The following is a 21,147-nucleotide window of genomic DNA, read 5'->3' as shown; positions in this document are numbered from 1 at the left end:
CCACCATTTCCACAAATCCAGACTTACGTCAACGGCCTACGCCCTAACCAAACGGATCCACCGGCGCTGGCGCTGCTGGTTTCGGAGCCGGCGCTGCGGGAGCCGGATCGGCGAAGGGATCCACAGCGCCCGCTGGCGGAGGCATCGGTGCCGGCGCAGGTGCTCCCGGTGCCGGATCCGCAAAGGGATCGACCGCACCAGCAGGAGGCAAGAGTGGCGCGCCAGGCTGAACAGCGCCTGGCAGCGGAGCCTTCGGCTTCTTCTTCGCATCGGTAAGGTAATGAGCCATGGGATACTTCAGGTTCGACTGCCGAATGCATTGCAAAAAGCCAGTCGATTGGCCCAGGAATATCCGATCGGTTTGCAGGTTGGGCATCTTCAGCGTCATGGTCGAAGTGGGCAACGAACCCAGGAGTGCTCCCGAGTTCGAATCGATCACCAGCATGTTGCCGGTCACATCGGTGCAGTACAGCCGTTCGTCGCTGCCCGAAAGAAAGCCGCCCACTCCGGGCACGACCCACTTCTCGCTGGCGTCGGCAATGTTGATGGCGTACAAGTTGTGCTCACGCGAGATCGCATACACCACGTCGCCAATCGCCACGGGCGAAATATCGATCGGTTCACCGGTAGTGAAGCGCCACAGCACATCGCCGCGAACTTCGTCGATGCAGTAGACGTAGCCGTCGAGCGAGGTGGCGAACAACTTGCCAGACGGGCTGAAGCAAGGCTTCGAAACGATGCCATCCTTCGCCTCGATGCGGAACCGAATTCCGGTCTCGTTGGCAAAGCCCACATACAAGTGCCCCGCATCGGTCGGCCACGCTACGCTGTTGTACGAGGTGACGGGCTGCACCATGATCCGGCCAAAAGCCTTGTAAACGGCGGCCGGGCGCTTGGGATCGTCCACATTGTAAAGTTCCGTCGCCCCGTTGATGCGTGGCACAAACACCAGCGCGTCGGAGACGGCCGGACCAGCGCCGGGAGCGCCACCAATCGGGCGAGACCAGGCGAAGGTGCCATCGACGGCACTCAGTACGTAAAGCGTTGAGCCATTGACGACGGCGACGTACTTATCGCTGCCGCCAGCGGCCGTGGTGGGGTATCGATTCTTGCCGACCGAAGTTGACCAGCGCGTCTTGCCGGTGTTGCCATCAATGGCGTGGATCATGCCGCGCTGCGTCGTCGCAAACAGAGTGATTTCCGGCACCACGCGCTGTTCGATGCGCGGAGCAGTCGGTTCCGGCAATTCGCGCGTGGCATATTCCAGCTTGATTTCCGCCCATAATTGGTCGGCCTTCTTCCTGGCTCCCTCGGGGCCGAGCACCACGCCAAAGGCATCGCGATCGCGTTCCGAGACCATATACAGCTGATTGTCGAACCGAAATTCGTAGATCGTTTGGGTCTGGTTGCTGCTTACAAACTGGGTGACGTCGACCACGCGATCGCTGCCGCGGTCCACTTCAATGGTCGTGGCCCAGGCCAACTCCAGCCCCAGCGGAGCCAGCGATTCCGGGCCAATCAAGCCGCGCGAAGTCACCTGCGCCCAGCAGCGCTCGACACTTAGCGAGCCCATCGCGACAACTACGGCAATTGCGATACCTACACAGCGTTTGGCCATGCCAGTCATTCCTTCATTCCCACACACAGATAAGAATCTCCTGCGTGCTCCGCAGGCGATCAGCCTTTGATTCTACTTACCGACTCACCGAAATTCATCAGGCAATTCTTCGCAGTCGCCCTGCCCGGGCAAATGCTCCCGTCCAGGACAACCGCATTTAGCGGAAAATTCGTCAGAATCGCCATCTCGTTCCTAGACGTCTTTACCCCGCCAAATTATCTTCAAGCGGATTGTATATTTGCAGGACGCCCCGCCTGAACGGCCGTTTGCCGGCAGCGAACCTTGCGAGTGGCCGCCCCCGCCTCGCACCCCGCCTTTTTGCTCTCCAGGAGTTTGTCCATGAAGAAGTCTTTCGTTGCGCTGGCGCTGACCCTCGCCGTCGCCTGTGTGGCCGCCGATACCTCCACCGCCAGTGCCTTTGGCCGCCGCGCCGCCCGCCGCCAGGCCGAACTGTACGGCTCGCTCAACGCCACCCTCTCGGCCAAGCTCGATCGTGATCTGGGTGCCAAGGTCGCTGCCGCCGAAGAAAAGCTCGCTACCGATTCCCAAGCCCTTGTCGCCGCCGAAGCCGCCAAGCTCAGCGAACAAGTGCAGGGCGAACTGGCCAAGCTCCGCGACGATGCCAAAAAGGCCGTGGCCGCTGAAGCCAAGCGTCTGAGCAAAGACACCGCCGACAAGGTCGCCGCTCTCAAGAAGGAAGCTGCCGACCAGTTCGCCGCCGAACTCAAGAGCCTGAAGGACCAAATCAAGGCTGACTTTGCCGCTGCCAAGACCGAGAGCGCCAAGGACATCGCCAGCGCCATCGCCGCTGCCAAGCAGGAAGGTTCGAAGGCCGCCAGCGACCTGAAGGAAACCCAAGTCGCCCTGCAGAAGAACATCAGCGACGAACTGGCCAAGGCCCAGAAGAGCATGAACGACGAAGTGCAGAAGGCCAAGGAAGCCCTGCAAGCCGAAATGAAGACCATGGTTGAAACCGCCCAAAAGCAATCGACCCCCGAACCCAAGCCCGAAGAAAAGAAGCCCGAAGAGGCCATCGTTCCGACCGCCATCGAAACCAAGCCTAAGGACGAAGAGAAGAAGGAAGACTAAACGCTTCCCCTCCACTCACTCCACGCATTGCCACAAGGCCAGGCTCAAACCTGGCCTTGTGCGCTTCTTGTCGCTTCACGTTCCGCCTTTTCTTACGGTTGCCTGCTTTCCCTTGTTCACCCTTACAATTGCCTCGTTGAACAGCCCTTGGCTCCCCCAAGTTTGATAACTTTTTTGCGCGTTTTTTCGCATTTGAACAGCCCCTCTAAACTTCGTTGCTTCCACCACTTCCGTCCACTGATAACCGGTTATTGGCCCATTTCTTGATAACCGTTTGATAACCACTTTTCACTGCCGTTTTGGCAGCTGATAACCGTTTGAGTAGCACGCCCGTGTTGCTCACTATGGAAGGTTATCGTCCGTAACTGGCGACTAACTCGCGACTCTCTGGCAAGCACTTACGACGCAACCTGCGAACCATTGCAGCTAAGTCAGATCATCCTGGTGCGGCTACAAAAGTTGCCTTCGTCCCGCGGATGTAGTCCCATAGATGTAATGGACAATATCAACGGCTTAGCCCGTCGCCTTCGTCCCGTATGGACGGTTAGCGACGCCTGCGACAAGATCGCCTCAAATGGTGGCCTCGGCGGGGCGCGCGGTTGTCCCGTCTTTGCTCGCTCTAATAAAGTGTTGCAAATCATCCCGCTATTGGCGCAAAATGATGATCCATTGTCAAGCAATTCTTAATATATTTAGTTAACCTATTTTCCCAGTGTATTCATGACATTCAGAGCAGTCGGTTCGAGTTACTTGATTCGACAGGTCGCCGGCTCCGAGCAGATCGGAGGCCTACGGGTGACTCTCTATCCTCGATCAGACAGCCAGGGAATGATTAAAGTCGAGCTCACGGATTGGCAATCGGGTGAATTGCACGCATCTCCAATCCCGGAAATGGCTGATATCGCAACACTCGCGATTCGCCAACTTGCCAACGAAGCCGGCTTGGATTTGTCTCAACTCAATGTGAAGCTCGATCGGTTCGTCTTTCACGATGTCGACTCTCGCTTGAGTTGTTACGCCCAAGCGGCCCGCAGTGCATTTCGGGCAGCTTATGAATCCCTGCACACCGCAGACTTTCCCTGTCGGGAGCGGCGGACAGGATGATCGCCACAACTGAACACCCCCGCTAAAGCGACCGACGATTACCCGCAGCTACAGCCTGCATCCCTCCGGGACGGATAGCCTCGCGCGGCCGTGCAGCTCTACGACAGGTCGCCAGCTCTGAGCAGATCGGAGGCCTACGGGTGACTCTGCATTCTCGGTCGGACCCATCGCTCCGCGGCGAGTGCTACGCCCCGGCAAGGTCTCACTAGCCAGAATGACCATCGCAGCTGACCCGGCCATGTTCGTTTGCATTGCCAAAACTGCGACGCAGGGATGGAAATTCGCAGCGCGGCCATTTAGACTCATGGCCACTACCGTACTCTCCATCTACTTTCTTCTATTGGCTTTTTGGATTCGCTTCGAGGCTCCTCATGAGTAAGGCTTCCGCCCCATCCCCTGCAACTTCGCCCAGCACTCGTCCTGTGACGGAGCCGGCGAAGACCAATCCGGTTCGCCTGGGCATCTTGCTCGGCCTGCTGGCTATCGTGTTGTTGCTGCTGGCCCATCACTACACGATGGCCGCCCCTGCGACCGACGAGGCCTACATCAAAATCGAGGATTTGTTCCGCGAGCGGAACGCCAAGGGGGTTACCGGCGAAGATGGTGAGAAGATCGACGCCAAGCTGGTGAAGCCCGCAGATATCCAGGAGGTTCTGAACAAGAAGCCGTGGTACACCGACACTCAAAAGGACCACACCGTCGAGTGCTACTGGTGGTACGGCATGCCTCACCGCAACTACATCACCGTGCTGTATTACGGCAGTGGCGATAAGCTCCGCTTCAACACGCACTACAAGAATGCGAAGCCACCAGCCGAAGATCTGCCCGGCGCCGAACTTCCTACCGGTGCCAACGAAGAAACCGCTGCCCCACCCACCACCACCGGTGAAGAAGCTGCTCCAGCACCAGCGCCCATGAGCGACGCTCCCGCCGCCGAAGGCGCTGCGAAGCCAGCAGAAGAAAAACCAGCAGAAGAGAAGCCCGCGGAAGCCAAACCGGCCGAAGAGAAACCAGCGGACAAGCCTGCTGAAGACAAACCAGCCGAAGAGAAGCCAGCGGAAGAGAAGCCTGCAGATAAGTAGTCTTCTAGCGAGCAAGCCACATGAACCACCAGCAACTGTCTGAGGCTTTCGCAAGCAACAGACGCCGGTGGTTGCAATCGACATCAGGCTGGTTGGGGAGCGCTGCCCTTGCCAGCCTTTTTTCGTCGCCAGAAACAAGAGCAGCGGAAAACCTTGCTTCACCAGCCGGTGCTCTGCCGCACTTCGCGCCGCGGGCCAAGCGCGTCATCTATCTGTTTCAATCGGGCGGTCCTTCCCAGCTCGACTTGTTCGATCCCAAGCCCAAGCTGCGCGATCGAGCCGGGACTGAACTACCCGATTCGATTCGCCAGGGGCAGCGCTTGACGGGCATGACCAGCCGGCAAGCGAGCTTTCCGCTCGCGGCCAGCAAGTATCGTTTTCAGCAACACGGTCAAAGTGGTGCCTGGCTCAGCGAACTGTTACCCCATACCGCGAAACAGGCCGACCAGATCTGTTTCGTCAAAGCGGTTCATACCGAGGCCATCAATCACGATCCGGCGATTACGTTTTTGCAGACCGGCGCGCAGCTCGCAGGCCGACCGAGCATCGGCAGTTGGCTCTCGTATGGTCTGGGAAGTGAGAACCAGGACCTTCCCGGCTTTGTGGTGCTTGTATCCCAAGGCTCGGGCAATCCGACCGACCAGCCTTTGTACGACCGCTTGTGGAACAGTGGCTTTTTGCCTTCCAAGCATCAAGGAGTCAAGTTTCGCGCGGGTGGTGACCCCGTGCTGTTCTTATCGAACCCGAACGGTGTGTCGCGAGCCGTGCGCCGGCAAGAACTCGACGATCTGCAGCAGCTCAATCAGTTGCAAGAGCAGCAACAGGGCGATCCCGAGATTGCGGCTCGAATCGCGCAGTACGAACTGGCTTTCCGCATGCAGGCTGCCGTGCCGGAACTGGTCGACATCTCGACGGAGTCGAAACAAACCCGTGAGTTGTATGGGCCCGAAGTAGAGCGGCCCGGCAGCTATGCCTATCACTGCTTGCTCGCGCGGCGGTTGGTCGAGCGCGGTGTTCGCTGCGTGCAGTTGTTTCATCGCGGCTGGGATCAGCATGTGTCGCTCCCGAAGCAGTTGGAGGCACAATGCCGCGATACCGATCAGCCCACCGGTGCTCTGCTCGCCGATCTGAAGCAGCGCGGCTTGCTCGAAGACACATTGGTAGTTTGGGGTGGCGAGTTTGGCCGCACGGTGTATTGCCAGGGTCCACTCTCAGCCGTCGACTACGGTCGCGATCATCATCCGCGCTGCTTCACCGTTTGGCTGGCTGGTGGTGGAGTTAAGCCAGGGTTCTCGTTTGGGCAGACCGATGAATTCTCTTACAACATCGTGGATGGTGCCGTGCATGTTCACGATCTGCATGCCACGTTGCTGCATTTGCTCGGCGTCGATCACGCGCGGCTGACCTTCAAATTTCAAGGTCGCAATTTCAGGCTGACCGATGTGCATGGCCGCGTGATGCGCGAGTTAATTGCCTAACTGTCGCTGCGCCGCGATTGGCATCAATTGTGCCCTGCTTGCTCGTAGTAACCGTTCGCGCAGGATTGCGCCAAGATTTAAGTTCACAATCTGGAAAACGTGGAACTTAAACTCTTGAATTGCGGTCATAAATAGGAATAATCCCCAGAGGTCAGCGGGCCAAAACGACTAACGCTCAAGCGTGGCATGGAAATGTTAGTCGAGGATGTTTGGGCAAACTTTGCCGGCGCGGGTTGATTGGATCAGGTAGCAGGATGTCCTTCCCCAAGGATTTAGTACTTCCGAGCACGCTCGTAAACTCTCCCTTGCGCGCGTCTCAGCAGCGAGGGGCGATACTCTGGGCTTATCTCGTGCCCATTGTCACCTTGCATCTGCTCGCACTGCTCGCACTGGTGCCGTGGCTCTTCTCGTGGACTGGCCTGGTGGCGATGATTGTCGGCGTGCATGTGTACGGCAATCTGGGCATCAATTTGTGTTATCACCGGCTGCTCACTCACCGCAGCTTTGCCGTGCCTAAGTGGGTCGAGTACACGCTCACCACGATTGCACTCTGTTGCATGCAAGATACGCCGACCCGTTGGGTGGCGACGCACCGTTTGCACCACACTCATTCGGACGAAGAGGGTGATCCTCACTCACCGCTCGATGATTTTGTCTGGTCGCACATTGGCTGGTTATTTCGCAAGACTCCCGGCGTGCACGACATTGCCGTGTATCAAAAGTATGCCCGCGACCTGTTGAACGACCGTTTCTATTTCTTTCTCGAGAAGCGGCCTGTTTGGGGCGGCATTGTCTACCTTCTGCATGCCGTCGCGTACTTCCTCATTGGCCTATTTGCGGGGCGGCTAATGTCCGGCACTTGGGATGGCGGGCTGCAATTTGGCCTCAGCCTGCTCGTGTGGGGTGTGATCGTGCGAACGGTTGCCGTTTGGCACATCACCTGGAGCGTGAACTCACTGACTCATACGTTTGGCTATCGCAACTACGGCACGGGTGAGAATAGCCGCAACAACTGGCTCGTAGCGCTGGTCAGCGCAGGTGAGGGCTGGCACAACAACCACCATCACGACCCCGCCAGCGCTAGTGTCCAGCATCGCTGGTGGGAATTTGACATCACTTACTACACGATTCGTGGCATGGAATTTGTGGGCCTCGCCACGCGCGTCGTTCCCCCCCGCCACCTGCGCCGCGAAGAGCGTGCCTCCACCGCTGCCGAATAAATTTCTTCCCGCAGAGTACCCCTCTCCACCGTATTCCTCTCGCTCCGCCGAGAGGACCTTTACCGTAGTCCTCTCGCTCCGCCGAGAGGATCTTCCTGACCCTTCCAAGAAATAAAGCGAGGCACCTGTCGATGAACAGGTGCCTCGCGTGTTCCCTGGCGGCAAATTGGTGTGACCCAATTCGACCGCCAGTCGGAAAGCTTCATCGTGAAGCGCTCGGACGAGCAATTGACCCAGAAACTGCTCGCCTAAGCTTGGTTGCTTCGACCCAGGAGGGAGGGTTGTCATTCATTCCCGCAAACGAATGACGGACGATGAAGCTTTCTATTGTTCGTGGTGCTGGATTTCGCTCGCTGGCAAGGTGATGATTCGGGCCAGTGGTTTATTGGAGTGATTTGCTCCAGTGCGGGGCGAGTATTACCAAGCGTCGGGAACCAGAGCAATCGCAATTTGGCGGTTTTTTCGCTGGTATCGCTACTAGCGCCACCTTGAACGGTAGTTAGCGGAAGATCCGCAATTGGGGACGAGTGGGGGCAGGTTCGGCCTGGGCATACAGCCATTGGCGAGCAACCTCGCAGTCGTCGTGCTGCTGCTTGCCACTGCCGATCCGTTGAAAGCAGCGATCGCCCTTGCCGGCGATGATCACGGTATCGCCCGGACGGGCCGATTCCAGAGCAAAGCGAATTGCCTTGGCGCGGTTGGGAATGGTGTGCGTCAAGTGAGGCCGTTCGTGGCCATCGAGAATGTCGTGAGCGATCTGCAGCGGTTGTTCGTGCCGTGGATCATCGCTGGTGATGATCGACAGCTGCGTGCAACGATCCAGTACGTGGCCGATGCGCGGGCGCAGTTCCTTGTTCTTGCCACCTTCGCAGCCCATGACGCAAATGATGCGTCCCGTCCCAGCCTGACGGAGCGTTCGCAAGCTGGCGGCGAGCGCTTCCGGCGAACGAGCCGAATCGACAAACACGTTGAAGTCCTGACCGCACTCAATGCGTTGCAAGCGACCGGGAACGTGCTTCACGGCTTCTAAGCCGCGAACGATGGTGGCCAGATCCATGCCCATGGCCAGCCCCGTGGCAGCAGCAGCCAGGCAGTTTTGTACATGCTGGTCGCCGATGATCGCCGTACGAACTGGGATCGACTCGCTGCCTGCTTGCAGTAAAAAAGTCTGTTCGCTGGGGCAGCGTTCGATGACTGTCGCGGTGACTTGGGCATCACTGCTGATCATGCCAAACGTGAGCACCGGCAAATCGACATCTGCCAAGGCTTGTTCACTGTCGACATCATCGGCATTGAACACTGCGAAACCGCCCGGCTTGAGCATGTCGAGGGCCCGCAGGTTCGCCTTACGGAAGTTCTCTTCCGTTCCGTGCCAAGGTTGTTCGCTGCGTTTGAGATTTGTCAGAACGACGGCGTCGAATTCCATGCCCGCCGCACGTCTTTCAGCGAGTGCTTTGCTGGAGAGTTCCACGACGGCCGACTGTGCGCCGGCAATCGTCATCCGCTCCAGCCAATGGGCCAGCTTGGGGGCGCGAGGCGTGGACGTGGGTGTTACCACTTGTTCCATCGAATCGCTCAGACCGATGCTCGAGACGACGCCGACAGCTTCGCCGGCAGCTTCCAGCATCGAGGCCAGCAGCAAACTGGTCACCGTTTTGCCACGGGTTCCTACAACGCCGATGGTGCGAAGCTCGTCGCACGGGTTGCCGGCCAAAGCCTGACAAACTCGCCCGAGCGCTTCGCGAGTGTCCTCCACAATGCACTGCGGCACATTGAGCGGTAACAGTCGCTCGGTCAGCACGCCACAAGCACCCTTCGCCATCGCGATGGCTGCATCGTCGTGCGAATCGCCTTCGCTGGTCACCACGCCGACGAACAAATCGCCGGGTTGGCAACGGTCGGCAGCGGTGCAAACCGCATGAACCGTGATGTTGCCGCGGGTCAAACGCGCGGCGGGAAATAGATTGCTGAGCGATACGCTCGCGCGCTGTTGGGTCACACTCATGCCAGGCCTCCTTGCCTTGGAATGACTTGCCTCGATCAGAATGAGTTGCTTGGGCCGTTGTTGTCGCCCCAGTCCTTTGCCTTCCTGGCTCCGGTATCTGCGGCGTTCACACTCGCGGGTGAGGTGAAAACAACTGCTTGAGCAGTGAAGAGAATTGTTGGCATTTCGGACAAAAGGTCAAGCCGAACTCATTGGCGCAACGAGGATTCGTCGTGAAGATGCTAGCCTGTGTCGCTGGCAGTAATTTCTGTTTCGCCATTCCGCCCCGCATGCTTGAACTCACAGAATCCAACCTGGCTGCCATTCTCTTTCAAAGTGGAAAAATCACCAGTCCGCTCGCGGTGCGCGTACGTGAACTCTCCGGCGGTGTCTCGAACGTCGTACTGCTCATCGAAGAAGAAGAAGAAGCTGGCCAGCGCTACGTCGTGAAGCAGGCTCGCGGCAAGTTGCGCGTCCAAGCCGATTGGCATTGCAGCATCGAACGCATCTGGCGCGAAGTCGATGTGCTGAATGCTTCTCACACGTTGCTCGGGGGCGAATCAGATTTGCTGCCGCAGATTTTGTGGGTCGATCGCGAACTGTACGCCTACGCGATGACGGCGGCACCTGCCGAAAGCCGAACCTGGAAGGAGCAATTGCTCGCGGGTGAACTTTCACGCGACGTGGCAACCATCTGTGGCGACTTGCTCGGCCGGTTGCATGCGGGCAGTTGGCACGCCCAGCCTATTGCCGAGCAATTCGAGGATCGAACGTACTTTCGCGAATTGCGATTGGAACCGTATTACGCACATGCGGCGCAGCAGTACCCTGCGTTTGCCAAACCGCTGCAGCAACTGATCGAAAACACCTGGAACGAGCGTCATGCTCTCGTGCATGGCGACTTCAGTCCCAAGAACCTGCTCGTAACAGCCGCCGGTGCTCGGCTGCAAGTGATGCTTATCGACTTCGAAGTGGGGCACTACGGTGATCCGGCCTTCGATCTCGGCTTCTTCCTCACGCATCTCACGCTCAAGTCGATTCACCTTCCTGAGGGGCGAACGGGCTTTTTGAAACTGATCGATTCCTTTTGGCAGAGCTATGTTCAGCGAATGCAAATCAAGCTCACCTCGGAAGAATTGTGCTCACTGGAGCATCGGGCAGCGATGAATCTCGCCGGTTGCCTGGTCGCGCGAGTTCACGGCAAGAGTCCGGTGGACTATCTCACTGCGGCCAACAAGACAGCAGCGGTCGATGTTGCCGAACGGCTGTTTACACTGGGCGAACAAGCGAATTGGTTGTCGTTAAGAAAAACCATTCAGCAATAGGAATGGTTATCGAACGATCCGATCAGCAACGATCGCTTTCACGCCGCCAGCAAATGGCGTAATAAAAATCACCGCGGCCTCATCACCTTTTGCCATGATCTCGCGCCGCAAGCGAAAGGGCTCGAGTTCGACATTTCGCTTCTTGATTTCGAGTTGCCCGAGATCTCGCTCCCGGCAGTAAGCCTTCAGTTTCTTTACATCAAAGGGCAGCACATCGCGAACGCGGAAGGTCGCGAGGAGCGGAGTAAACATTTCTTTATCACCGGTGAGATAGCCTCCGCCCGAAGTGATCCCGGTTAGCTCGTGTTGTTCAGCGAACGCACCTGCCAGATGCGCGGCGAGCACCGTGGCATCGGGCTCGTAGACATACGCAGCGATGTTGTCGGCCGGAGTGATCGGCGTGGATTCATCGCCCGCGAACGATGTTGCCTTGCCAGCAGCATCAACGACCGTCGCCACATGCTGGCCAGCATTCATGGACAATTTGCCAAACCAGAGCACCTGCTGACGGCATTCGCCTCGGCTCCCCAGCCACTCTCGTTCACACTCAGTCCATTCACGCTCATGAACATCGGCGCCTGGGGCAATTTTTACACCGCCGTTCACATTCGCTTCCAATAATTGCTTGAGGAATTCTGGTCCTGGCTCGTAATCAGCCAGTTCAATGGTTCGCTCGCCGGTTGGACGACGATCGGGATCGATGTGCCACGCAGTTGCCTCTTGCACCGAATCAGCTGCCGCTTTCGTAGCTAACGCGCGGCTTGTCTCGCGTCCCAGCACTTCGAGATTGCGAGCGGCGAACAAAGCACTCACTGCATCCGAATCGTAGCCGTGGGCGACGCCCAATCCAGCCAGAGCCAGCAGGTCGCCACCAATTCCACAGCACAGATCGGCAACTTTCATTGAGTCAGCAGTTGTCGCAAACCGTTTGGCCTTTACCCCCGCGATGGCCTCGTCGGTCGACTGCTCTAGGCCCTTCCGCGTGAAGAACATTCGCTCGGGTTGCGAAAATTTCGCTCGCGCGCGGCTGCGCAATTCCACTTGTTCGAGCAATAAATGCGTGCGCGAGGCACTTTGCGATTTACGCAAACTGGCTGCCAGTCGAACATCGACCTGCCCACCGTTTCCTAGTTTCTCCTGCAGTTCACGCAAGAGAGGCGCGGCAGCTTCGGAGGCGAGCCATTCGTAATCGCTAAGGTCGTAAGCCGTCATTCAATTCCCATCGCCCGATTGCCGCCCGTGTGAAATCGTAGGATCATACGCGGCATGAAGTCACCCGTCGATCTCCTCGGAATGTACCTGCATCTCGCGCGCACTGCTGCGCAAAGGCAACGTCCGCTGGTGCGAGATCGCCTGCTGGTTCTGGCCGCCGCCATTGCTGCCGATTTGCAACTGCCGACCATCGCCGCTTGTTGCCGCGCCAAGGTGCTGGAGCATAATCCCGGTCACTTGCTCGCTCATTGGCCCACGGTGGCGGAAGCGAGCGAACAGGATGAGTTTACCGCGCTGCGGCGACAATTGGTTCGCAAGTATTCGCCCGAGCGCGTCGAGCAGCTGATGCACTCGCTCAAGATCGAATGGCAAACCGAACGGGCCGCCTATTACAGCGACGAAGAATATGCGGCCGCTCTGCTAGGGCTGACCGTCGCCGATCTGGTGCGGCAGTACGGCATAGATGACGTGTAACGAGTCGGCACCGAATCTCAAATCTTGTGCCTGAACCCGTCGATGTTGAAACGGGGTGCTGCCGCCGCGATGCCTCCGCCGCTGCGTAGAAACGTCTGCGTAGAAAACTGTCCGCTCTGCAGCCCAGAGATTGCCACGATGTTTAATCGGGGAATGCTGTTCTTGATCGTGCTTGGAGCCGCGATCGTCGTACCGTACGTGATGTTCGACGAAGGGCTGTCCAAAACCGCGCGCACCGAGTGGCAGCGCCTCTCGGGTAGCGGCGAAGCAAGTCCGACCGCCGGTTCTGGCAGCTACAGCTGGTTCCAGAGCCAGCCGCCGCCCTTGCCGCTCGATCAAGGACCAAGCTTGCCGCCGGTGAGCATCGAAGAAGCCTTGCGGCTCGATATCAGCCCGGTCTGGGTCACTTCACGCTGGTCGCGCGTCAGCACCGTACTGGGCGAAACCGATCAAATGGGCATGCGCGTGGCACTCGTCAGTGGCGTGCAGCCACAAGATGTCGCGGGCTCGCTCACTTATTACTTCGACAAGCACCATCAATTGCAGCGCGTGACCTTTACCGGCATGACCGGCGACGAAAGTCGCATCATCACCCACCTGATGAACAAGTTCAGCTTGCGACCCGTCCCGACCGTTGCTGCGGGTCTCTATCAGGCTCCCGCTGGCCCCGGCAAGACGAGCATGGCCCAGGTGAATCACTTGCCCGTCGTGCGCTCAGCGGCACCCAATGCCCGCTGCGAGCTGGTTGTCGACTTGCATCGCCCTGGGCCTTCGACGCCGGTCTCGGCAGCGAAAGAGCCCGAGCAACCCCGCGGGCAGAATGCCCCTGGGCCGCGAATCTGGTAACTGGATTTGAGTGCCTGCAAGTAGCCCGACGCGTGAGCGAGGGAGAACTGCAGCCTCGGGCAAACCGGCGATTCTCCCTCGCTCACGCGTCGGGCTACTTAAAAAATGCAAAAAGGCGAGTCTGCGTGAGCAGCTCGCCTTTGATTGCGTGTGTCGATTTGAAGCAACGGTTACTAGCCGCCGAATTCGGGACGGCGACGACCGAGCTGCGTTTGCAGGCGGGCGACGATGCTGCTGTGCATCTGGCTAACGCGGCTTTCGCTCAGATCGAGCGTGGCGCCGATTTCCTTCATCGTCAGTTCTTCGTAATAGTACAGAATGATGATGAGGCGTTCGTTGCGATTCAGACCCTTGGTGACGAGACGCATCAGATCGTTTTTCTGAATGCGGCGAGTCGGATCTTCGCCCTTCTTGTCTTCGAGAATGTCGATTTCGCGGACATCTTTGTAGCTGTCCGTTTCGTACCACTTCTTGTTGAGGCTGATCAGGTTGACAGCCGAAGCCTCGGTGATCATCCGTTCCAGCTCAGGAACGGGCAGTTCCATGTGAGCGGACAATTCGAGAACCGAAGGATGGCGGCCGAGGCGAGCTTCGAGCGTCTTGGTGGCTTCGCCCAGCTTGCTGGCCTTGCTGCGGACCAGGCGAGGAACCCAGTCCATGGTGCGCAGTTCGTCGAGCATGGCACCGCGAATACGAGGCACACAGTAGGTCTCGAACTTCACACCGCGGTTCATGTCGAACGCGTCGATGGCGTCCATGAGGCCGAAGATGCCGGCCGAAATCAGGTCGTCGAGTTCCACACCTTCGGGCAAGCGAGCCCAGATGCGTTCGCCGTTGTACTTGACCAGCGGAAGGTAATTTTCAACAAGCCGGTTTCGGTGCTCCTGACAGCTTTGATCAGCCTTATAGCGCTTCCATACTTCATCAATTTCGAGAACAGGTGCAGCGGCAACGGGAGCAACCGTAGTGGTCGTCATTCTATCCTCCGTGATTAGGCTTGCGACGAAAGGGGTAGCCTTCGTTCGCAACCGACCCGTCGCACATCATGCGCGACGTTTTTTCCGTGGGGGGTGTTACTTCACAGCAGCGGCAGTCGACGACTGACGTTGCTGCTCCAAGGCAGTCAGGAATTTTTGTCGGACCCCTTCGGCGATAAACGATTCCGCCAACTGGCCCGCAACAAATCCGACTACCGCAAATCCAAACATGGCACCACAAGCAAACAGGAGGGTGGCTTCTGTTCCGCCGCCGGAGATTGCACCGCGAACCAGCACCAAAGTGCAGGCTAACGGTCCGAGTACTCCAGCGTAAGCTCGCCCCATGATTTCTTGTGCCGCCGTTTAACTCTGTGCAAACGATACAGTTTGACTCGTACAAGCGCTTTCACGCTTGTCTGTTATTCGGCTGCCAGACCCCTCGAAGTTGAGTGGAACTGGCTGTTTTGTTTTCTCCGAGTTTCTGATCGTTTCGTACGTGAATTAGTTGAGTTCTTTGCTGTCACTGCGTGGAACTAGGCCGCGCGCCGAATCTCGACGGGCGGTTGCTCTTCGTCGGTAGCAAGCAACGAATCTGCCAATTGATCGATAGACCGACTGAGCGGTGATTGAGGAGCAAGCAGCAACACCGGCACGCCGTGCCGAGCCGCTTGTCGGGCCTGCAAATCACCGGGTAAGTCGCTAGCGAGTTCCAGGCTCACGCCCAGGAACCGCTGACAAGATTGATCGATGCGGCGAAAGACGTCGGCCGCTTCAGCGGCACCTTCCGCCTGATTCACGATTAAGCGAAGACGCGGGCTAGCACCACCAGGGGTGAACATGGTTTTGACGGCCGCGTAGGAGTCCATCACCGCGACGACGTCGGGCGAGGTCACCAGCAGCACTTCGTCGGCAGCGGTCCACAACTGTCTGGCCAAATCGGTCGGTGAGTTGCCGGCATCGACCACCACCATATCTACGTGCTTGCCGAGTGAATTCAATTGCCGCAGAAAGCGTTGTTGTGCTTTGGGCGAACACGCGGTGCGGCTGGCATCGGTAGGAACGCCAGGCACCAATTGGATGCCGCCGGGTCCGCGTTGCAGCACTTCGTGAATATCGCGACGCGAAGCGAGGACTTCGCCCAGGTTGGGCGAGGCAGCACAGCCACACAATTCGGCAGCTTCCGCTTGTTGCATATCGGCGTCGATGAGCACCGTGCGCAGACCGTGACGAGCCAAGGCGACCGCTAGATTCACGCTCAGTGTGGTGACACCCAGACCGGGCTTACCGCCAGCAATCACAATCAGGCGTGACTGCGAGCCATCGATCCCGGCCGCGGATTCGCGGAGGACGAGCTTGCGCAGTGGTGTGGCCTGGTCTCGCATATTCGGCTGATTCGTACTTTGTTCGGGGTGTTCTGCCATGGCTGAAATTCGATCGGGCTCGGCACGAGTTTGCATTTCGTGCAACCGGTGACTGACAGACACTGCTGGGCAGGCAGTAGCGTCGGCGAGTGGAGTTGTAGGGGCTTCGTTGGCTTAGGCGGTGCGCATTCCTGTCAAATTGCAAGCCAACCAGCGGCGGTCGGCGGCACGAATGTCGTCGGGCACATTCTGGCCGTGGGTGGTGTAGCTCAAGGGTAACGAGGTCTCGCGAAGCAGGCTCGCGAGCGATCCCAACTGTGGCAGTTCGTCGAGTTTGGTGAGCATGAGCGACGTTGGACCGACACTCGCATAGGCACGCATGGCCAGTTGTTGGCAGGCGGTGCTCGAAGTGGAACTGAGCACCAGATGCACTTCGTCGGGATCTGCAATCGAGAGCAACGAACGTTGTTCGGCGATGCGCATCGCATCCCGCGGGCTGCGGCCCGTGGTGTCGATGAGCACTAACTGGCAATCGGCCAAGGCAGCGAGCGCGGCAGACATTTCCCGCGGTGTCGAGGCCACTTCCAACTGCAAGTTCATGATGTCGGCGTAAGTCTTCAGCTGATCGACAGCCGCGATGCGGTAGGTGTCGATGGTGATTAAGCCTACGCGGCGCTGTTGATTCAGGCGGAACTGAGCGGCCAGTTTCGCAACCGTCGTTGTTTTGCCGACACCGGTCGGACCAACCAGAGCGACGACTCTACGTTCGCCAGCCGGCAGCTGCAGCGGTCCGGCGAGCGAAATTTCGCCTTCGACGGTCCTTAGTAGCTGTTCGTCTAGGTCACCACCCGTGCAGTTCGGACGTTGGGCAATGTAGTCTTGCAGTTGGGCAAGCCACGCTGATGCCGTGTCTTCTTCGACGCCCGCCAATCGCAATTGCTGACGGATTTTGGCGAGCAACTGCGGGCTGGCGACTCGCACGGCATCGGCTTGCGTGCAGAGAGAATCGACGACCGAGTACTCACTTTCGTTGTCTTGCTGCAGCAGTTCGCGGAAGCGCAGGCGATAGTCGGCGAAGTCGGTAGCTTCCGCAGACGAAGGCATGTAGCCAACAACTGGCTCGGGAATCGACTCGTGCAGATCGTGCTCAAAGCGAGAAGCAGCGGGCAATCGACTTGGCACGTCCACTTCATTCGAGGCGGTGACTTCGATTTCGGTTCGACCGAACCAACGGAGCATGCCGCTACCCACTTCGCGAGTATGCAGCACCGCTGCATCGTCGCCCAAGTCGGCGCGGACCAACCGCAAGGCTTCTTGCAGCGAGCGGGCTCGGTAAGTTCGTAAGTCCATGAAGTAGATTTTCTAAGCGAACGGAGTTCGGTTTGCGGCAACTATTTGATGGTGGCTACTTATCGGTGTCGGGAATGATGCCCATGATCTCGACGCGGGTATCGCGGGTGATCTCGTTAAAGCTGAGCACCACCAGGCGAGACAGGTTGCCCGAGGTCATCTGCTTGAGTCCGGCACGAATCTGGGGACTGACGAGGACGATTGGCTTGTGGCCACCGCGCGTCAGCTTGGGCAGTTCGGCAGCAATCTTGTCGCAGATCTTTTCGATGGTGTTCGGGGGTACACGAACAAACAGACCTCGCTCGCTGTGGTCGATTCCCGCGGCGATCTTATCTTCGAGCGCGGGGTCCAACGTCAAGACGAACAAACGACTTTCTGCGTCGCGGTAACGTGTGCACAAGGTGCGCGCTAGACGATGGCGAACGTATTCGGCCAGGTAAACCGAGTCCTTCGTCTTCGCAGCGGTGTCGCCCAGTGTTTCGAGAATCAGGCTCAATTGCTTGATCGGCACTTCTTCACGCAGCAGCATCTGCAGCACTTGTTGCACGTCGTGCAGCTTCATCAGGCCAGGAATGAGTTCATCAACGACGGCTGGGCTGATCTTCTTGAGCTCGTCAACGAGATGCTTGGCAGCATCGCGAGTGAGCAGTTCGTCGGCATGGCGACGAACCAGTTCTTGTAAATGAGTCGCGAGGACAGCGGTCGGTTCAACCGGCGTGTAGTTGAGCATCCGGGCTCGTTCTTCCAAGCCTGGATCGATCCACACGGCGTTCTGTTGAAAGGCGGGATCCTTGGTTTCGATGCCCGGGATCTTGCCAGTCGTCACGCCCGAATCGATGGCCAGCAACTTGCCCGGGTAGGCTTCGCCGGCAGCGACAGGGTTGCCGGCAATCTTGATTCGATACTGGTTTTCGCCCAGGCGGATGTTGTCGCGAATGCGGACCTTCGGCAGAATGATGCCAATTTCGGCAGCCACTTGCTGACGAACCGCCGTGATGCGCGGCAGCAGATCTCCGCCGTATTTCGGACTCGCCAGGCGAATGAGCGCGGCTCCGATTTCGATCTCCATCGGATCGATGGCCAGGAAATCTTCGATCCGCTCTTCAGCGGGCTTTACTGCCTGTTGTTCAGCTTTTTGTTGTTCGGTTTCTTTGGCCTGGTCGACCTTGGCCTTCTTCGAAATCATGATCGACAAGCCAAAGCAGCCGAAGCCAATCGCCAGCAGCGGCAGCTTGGGAAGGCTGGTCATAATCAGGATCAGCAAGAATCCACCTGCGACGACCAGTGTCCGCGGATTGTTCAGGATCTGCTTCAGGAACTCGACAGGCAGGTCACTCTTTTGTGTACTACGCGTGACGAGCAAACCAGCGGCGAGCGAAATCAAAAACGCTGGCACCTGGCTGACGAGACCGTCACCAATCGAGAGCTTGGTAAAGACTTCGGCCGCTTCGGAAAGGTCCATCCCGTACTGAAACACACCGATGACAAAGCCACCAACGATATTCACGAGCGTGATGATGATGCCCGCGATCGCGTCGCCGCGGACGAACTTACTGGCACCGTCCATCGCTCCGTAAAAGTCCGCTTGCTGGCCGACTTCTTCGCGTCGTCGCTGGGCTTCTTTTTCGTCGATGATGCCGGCGTTCATGTCGGCATCGATGGCCATCTGCTTGCCGGGCATACCGTCTAAGGCGAATCGCGCGGCCACTTCGCTGATGCGGGTAGCACCCTTGGTAATCACCATGAACTGAATCACGACGATGATCACAAAGATGATGATGCCGACAACCAGTTGATCGCCAGCCACAAAGTTACCAAACCCGGCGATCACACCGCCGGCTGCTTCCAGGCCTTCGTCACCGGCGTGGGTGAGAATGAGTCGCGTCGAGGCGACGTTCAGCACCAGGCGGGCGAGCGTGGTGGCCAGCAGCATCGAGGGGAAGACGTTGAACTCAAGCGGCGTCTTTACATAGATGGTCGTAAGGAGCACGATCACCGACAGGGCAATGTTGCCTGCCAGCAAAACGTCCAAAACTTCAGGCGGTAGCGGCACGAGGATCACCAGCAAGCTGGTAATCAGCGAGATCGGGAGAATCAGATCTTGCCAGCGCGACAACCACGACATTCGTATGTTCAACGGGCCGCTTATTAGGCGGCACTTCCCTGGAAAAGTGCTTTCATTTCTGGGCAGACAAGAGGGGCGGAAGTTACCTGCGGTGCGACATCATGTCGAGGTCAATCCGCCAGCGATTGGTGCTAGTTTTCGCACCTGCAGGGTTCACTTTCCCGTAAGCGTGGCGGCGGGTTGCCTTCTGTGGCGTTTAAAAATCGCCTGCGTTGGCCCTTAGAGACGAGGGCCCGTAAGTCATTCTGTGTGAGCTGGTTAAGTCTGCGGCCTAGGTGTGCAACTCAGAAATGTTCCCACGTGCTGTCACAAACGTGGTATTTTTCCGCTGGAGTTCTTTCCAGACTCTTCTCACCTTCTCGTCGCTGGATGATTCGATGAACCTGCCCGTTCACATCGCTCTCGTGCTGTCGTTGGCTCCTGTTTGCCAGGCGCCTGTTATTGCCCAAGGCGGAAAAACTGAGACGAAAGCGGCAGCCAAGCCCGTCGAGGGAACCCTGCTGATTGGCACCAAGACTTACAACCTGACCCATGCTTTGGCTTACCCCACGAAGTCGTTCGATGAGGCGGCAACTGGCGTGCTGTTTACCGACCGCGCCATCGATGCCGCCGCGATCGCCAAGTCGCTGAAAGAGAACGACGGCGAAGATACCGACGTTTCTCCTCGCGGTCCGCATTTGAAGATCGTCTTCGATGCTGAGGGCAAAGCCATCTCGTGCTTCTGTTACGCTAGCGGCACCTCCATCAGCACTTCCAGCAGCAAGGTCGAAGCTTCGCTGAAGAAGGAAGGTGCCGTCGCGACCGGTTACGTCAAACTGGCTCCCGAAGGCGCCGACAACTTCCGCCGCAGCATCGATCTGAAGTTCACAGCGCCGCTGTTGGGCTCTGCTGCCACCTCGGCATCATCTACTGGGCCCGCTCAGCCACTGGCCAAAGTGGGCGTGACCGGCAAGTTCATTGGCAATGGCAAAGAGGCCAAGCTGGCCTTCATTTCGGCCTACCCCCGCGAAGCTTTCGCCGACAAATCGAGCCTGACCATCGTCATGACCGAGAAGGATCACTCGCGCGATAAGAAGCCCGATATCAAGGCTCAATTTGGCGACTATGGCAACGCGCTCATTATCTCGTGCCACGAAGAAGACGGCAAAATCTTCAGCTGCGTCGTGTCGCACGCCGCTCACTCCAAACGAGGCTTCAGCTCGGTTGGCGCCATCAACACGCTGGAGTTTCAAATCGCCGGCGGACAAGTTCAGGGGCTGCTCAAGACCGATGGGGAAGAAGAGTTCTTCGACGACAAGTGGCTCGTCGACCTCAAGTTCGCCGCTCCCTATACCAGCCCCAAGAAAGCGGCCCCCAGTACGACCGAAGCAACCAAGCCCAGCCCCGCTCGTCCCTCCAAGCCGGAACCAGCCGACCCAGCTCCCATGCCCAAGCCGGCCACCGCCAAGCTGAATGTCAAAGACCTGGCCATTCTCAAGGATGTTCCCGACGTCGAATACAAAACCCTCGTCGAGCAGGTCGCGTTCGCGAGCACCAAACCCTACAAGACGCTCGCCACCGAATTGACCAAGCAACTGGCCGCTCAAGGCTGGCAGACCGAAGGAAGCGACCTCTACGGCGTGTCGTGCATCCTCAAGCGCAAACGGGGCGAAGCGGAACTCACGATCTTCGTGAAGCCCGACGGCACCGGCAGCAAGGTGACCATCTTCACCGAAGGGCTGGACTGGGATAAGTAGCCGGTCGTTGCCATTCGCCAAACATTGCCGAAGGTAGTCCGGGAAATAGACGTTCACAAGCAACCCCCACTTATGGGCGTGGAATCGCGATATCTCTCGGCAAATGCGAGTAGGAGACCGGCGGTTTGTGAGCACCCTTCTGTTGAGGGGTTGTGCTTCTAAGGGA

15 protein-coding genes are annotated in these 21,147 nt (G+C 58.2%); 8 read left to right on the top strand and 7 right to left on the bottom strand.

Annotation, left to right across the window (positions count from 1 at the left end):
* Positions 1-43: 43 nt before the first annotated feature.
* On the bottom strand, positions 44-1,618 hold the full coding sequence (locus NA78x_RS19590; RefSeq protein WP_425614062.1) for a PQQ-binding-like beta-propeller repeat protein: 1,575 nt from the start codon (positions 1,616-1,618) through the stop codon (positions 44-46).
* A gap of 339 nt (positions 1,619-1,957) precedes the next feature.
* On the opposite strand from NA78x_RS19590, the gene NA78x_RS19585 reads away from it, so the two are divergent.
* The 4 genes from NA78x_RS19585 to NA78x_RS19570 all read left to right on the top strand — a co-directional run bounded on the left by NA78x_RS19585 (position 1,958) and on the right by NA78x_RS19570 (position 7,591).
* Positions 1,958-2,707, top strand: a complete 750-nt coding sequence (locus NA78x_RS19585; protein WP_425614061.1) for a hypothetical protein — start codon at positions 1,958-1,960, stop codon at positions 2,705-2,707.
* A gap of 1,475 nt (positions 2,708-4,182) precedes the next feature.
* Complete coding sequence (locus NA78x_RS19580) at positions 4,183-4,893, top strand: hypothetical protein (protein ID WP_425614060.1); 711 nt, start codon at positions 4,183-4,185, stop codon at positions 4,891-4,893.
* Between the two features lie 20 nt (positions 4,894-4,913).
* Positions 4,914-6,371, top strand: coding sequence for a DUF1501 domain-containing protein (locus NA78x_RS19575; RefSeq protein WP_425614059.1), 1,458 nt, complete (start codon positions 4,914-4,916; stop codon positions 6,369-6,371).
* 350 nt (positions 6,372-6,721) lie between these two features.
* Positions 6,722-7,591, top strand: coding sequence for an acyl-CoA desaturase (locus NA78x_RS19570; RefSeq protein WP_425614058.1), 870 nt, complete (start codon positions 6,722-6,724; stop codon positions 7,589-7,591).
* Between the two features lie 499 nt (positions 7,592-8,090).
* Here the strand turns inward: NA78x_RS19570 and NA78x_RS19565 are convergent, their stop codons facing one another.
* Positions 8,091-9,596, bottom strand: coding sequence for a Mur ligase family protein (locus NA78x_RS19565; protein WP_425614057.1), 1,506 nt, complete (start codon positions 9,594-9,596; stop codon positions 8,091-8,093).
* Between the two features lie 218 nt (positions 9,597-9,814).
* On the opposite strand from NA78x_RS19565, the gene NA78x_RS19560 reads away from it, so the two are divergent.
* A complete protein-coding gene (locus NA78x_RS19560) occupies positions 9,815-10,900 on the top strand; it encodes a phosphotransferase family protein (protein WP_425619466.1) in 1,086 nt (361 codons plus the stop codon).
* Positions 10,901-10,906: 6 nt separating this feature from the next.
* Here the strand turns inward: NA78x_RS19560 and NA78x_RS19555 are convergent, their stop codons facing one another.
* Positions 10,907-12,112, bottom strand: coding sequence for a THUMP-like domain-containing protein (locus NA78x_RS19555; RefSeq protein ID WP_425614056.1), 1,206 nt, complete (start codon positions 12,110-12,112; stop codon positions 10,907-10,909).
* Positions 12,113-12,166: 54 nt separating this feature from the next.
* On the opposite strand from NA78x_RS19555, the gene NA78x_RS19550 reads away from it, so the two are divergent.
* Both NA78x_RS19550 and NA78x_RS19545 read left to right on the top strand, forming a co-directional pair.
* Positions 12,167-12,586, top strand: coding sequence for a hypothetical protein (locus NA78x_RS19550; protein ID WP_425614055.1), 420 nt, complete (start codon positions 12,167-12,169; stop codon positions 12,584-12,586).
* Positions 12,587-12,724: 138 nt separating this feature from the next.
* Positions 12,725-13,432: a DUF6690 family protein gene (locus NA78x_RS19545; RefSeq protein ID WP_425614054.1), complete on the top strand. Its 708-nt coding sequence runs from the start codon at positions 12,725-12,727 to the stop codon at positions 13,430-13,432.
* Between the two features lie 173 nt (positions 13,433-13,605).
* Here NA78x_RS19545 and NA78x_RS19540 read toward each other — a convergent pair whose 3' ends face one another.
* From NA78x_RS19540 to flhA, 4 genes are all read right to left on the bottom strand, one after another.
* On the bottom strand, positions 13,606-14,409 hold the full coding sequence (locus NA78x_RS19540) for a FliA/WhiG family RNA polymerase sigma factor (RefSeq protein WP_425614053.1): 804 nt from the start codon (positions 14,407-14,409) through the stop codon (positions 13,606-13,608).
* Between the two features lie 533 nt (positions 14,410-14,942).
* Positions 14,943-15,830 carry a MinD/ParA family ATP-binding protein gene (locus NA78x_RS19535; protein WP_425614052.1) on the bottom strand — a complete coding sequence of 296 codons (888 nt, stop codon included), beginning with the start codon at positions 15,828-15,830 and terminating at the stop codon, positions 14,943-14,945.
* A 114-nt stretch (positions 15,831-15,944) separates the two neighbouring features.
* Positions 15,945-17,120 carry a flagellar biosynthesis protein FlhF gene (gene flhF / locus NA78x_RS19530; RefSeq protein ID WP_425614051.1) on the bottom strand — a complete coding sequence of 392 codons (1,176 nt, stop codon included), beginning with the start codon at positions 17,118-17,120 and terminating at the stop codon, positions 15,945-15,947.
* Between the two features lie 55 nt (positions 17,121-17,175).
* Positions 17,176-19,245 (bottom strand): flagellar biosynthesis protein FlhA, encoded by a 2,070-nt coding sequence (gene flhA, locus NA78x_RS19525; protein ID WP_425614050.1) that lies wholly within the window; start codon positions 19,243-19,245, stop codon positions 17,176-17,178.
* A 377-nt stretch (positions 19,246-19,622) separates the two neighbouring features.
* Between flhA and NA78x_RS19520 the strand changes: the two genes are divergently transcribed.
* Positions 19,623-20,981, top strand: coding sequence for a hypothetical protein (locus NA78x_RS19520; protein WP_425614049.1), 1,359 nt, complete (start codon positions 19,623-19,625; stop codon positions 20,979-20,981).
* Positions 20,982-21,147 lie beyond the last annotated feature (166 nt).

The organism is Anatilimnocola aquadivae (assembly GCF_049819085.1).
In the GTDB taxonomy this organism is placed as follows: Bacteria; Planctomycetota; Planctomycetia; order Pirellulales; family Pirellulaceae; genus Anatilimnocola.
Note: the sequence above shows the minus strand (reverse complement) of the source record. Positions and strands in the feature narration are given on the sequence as shown.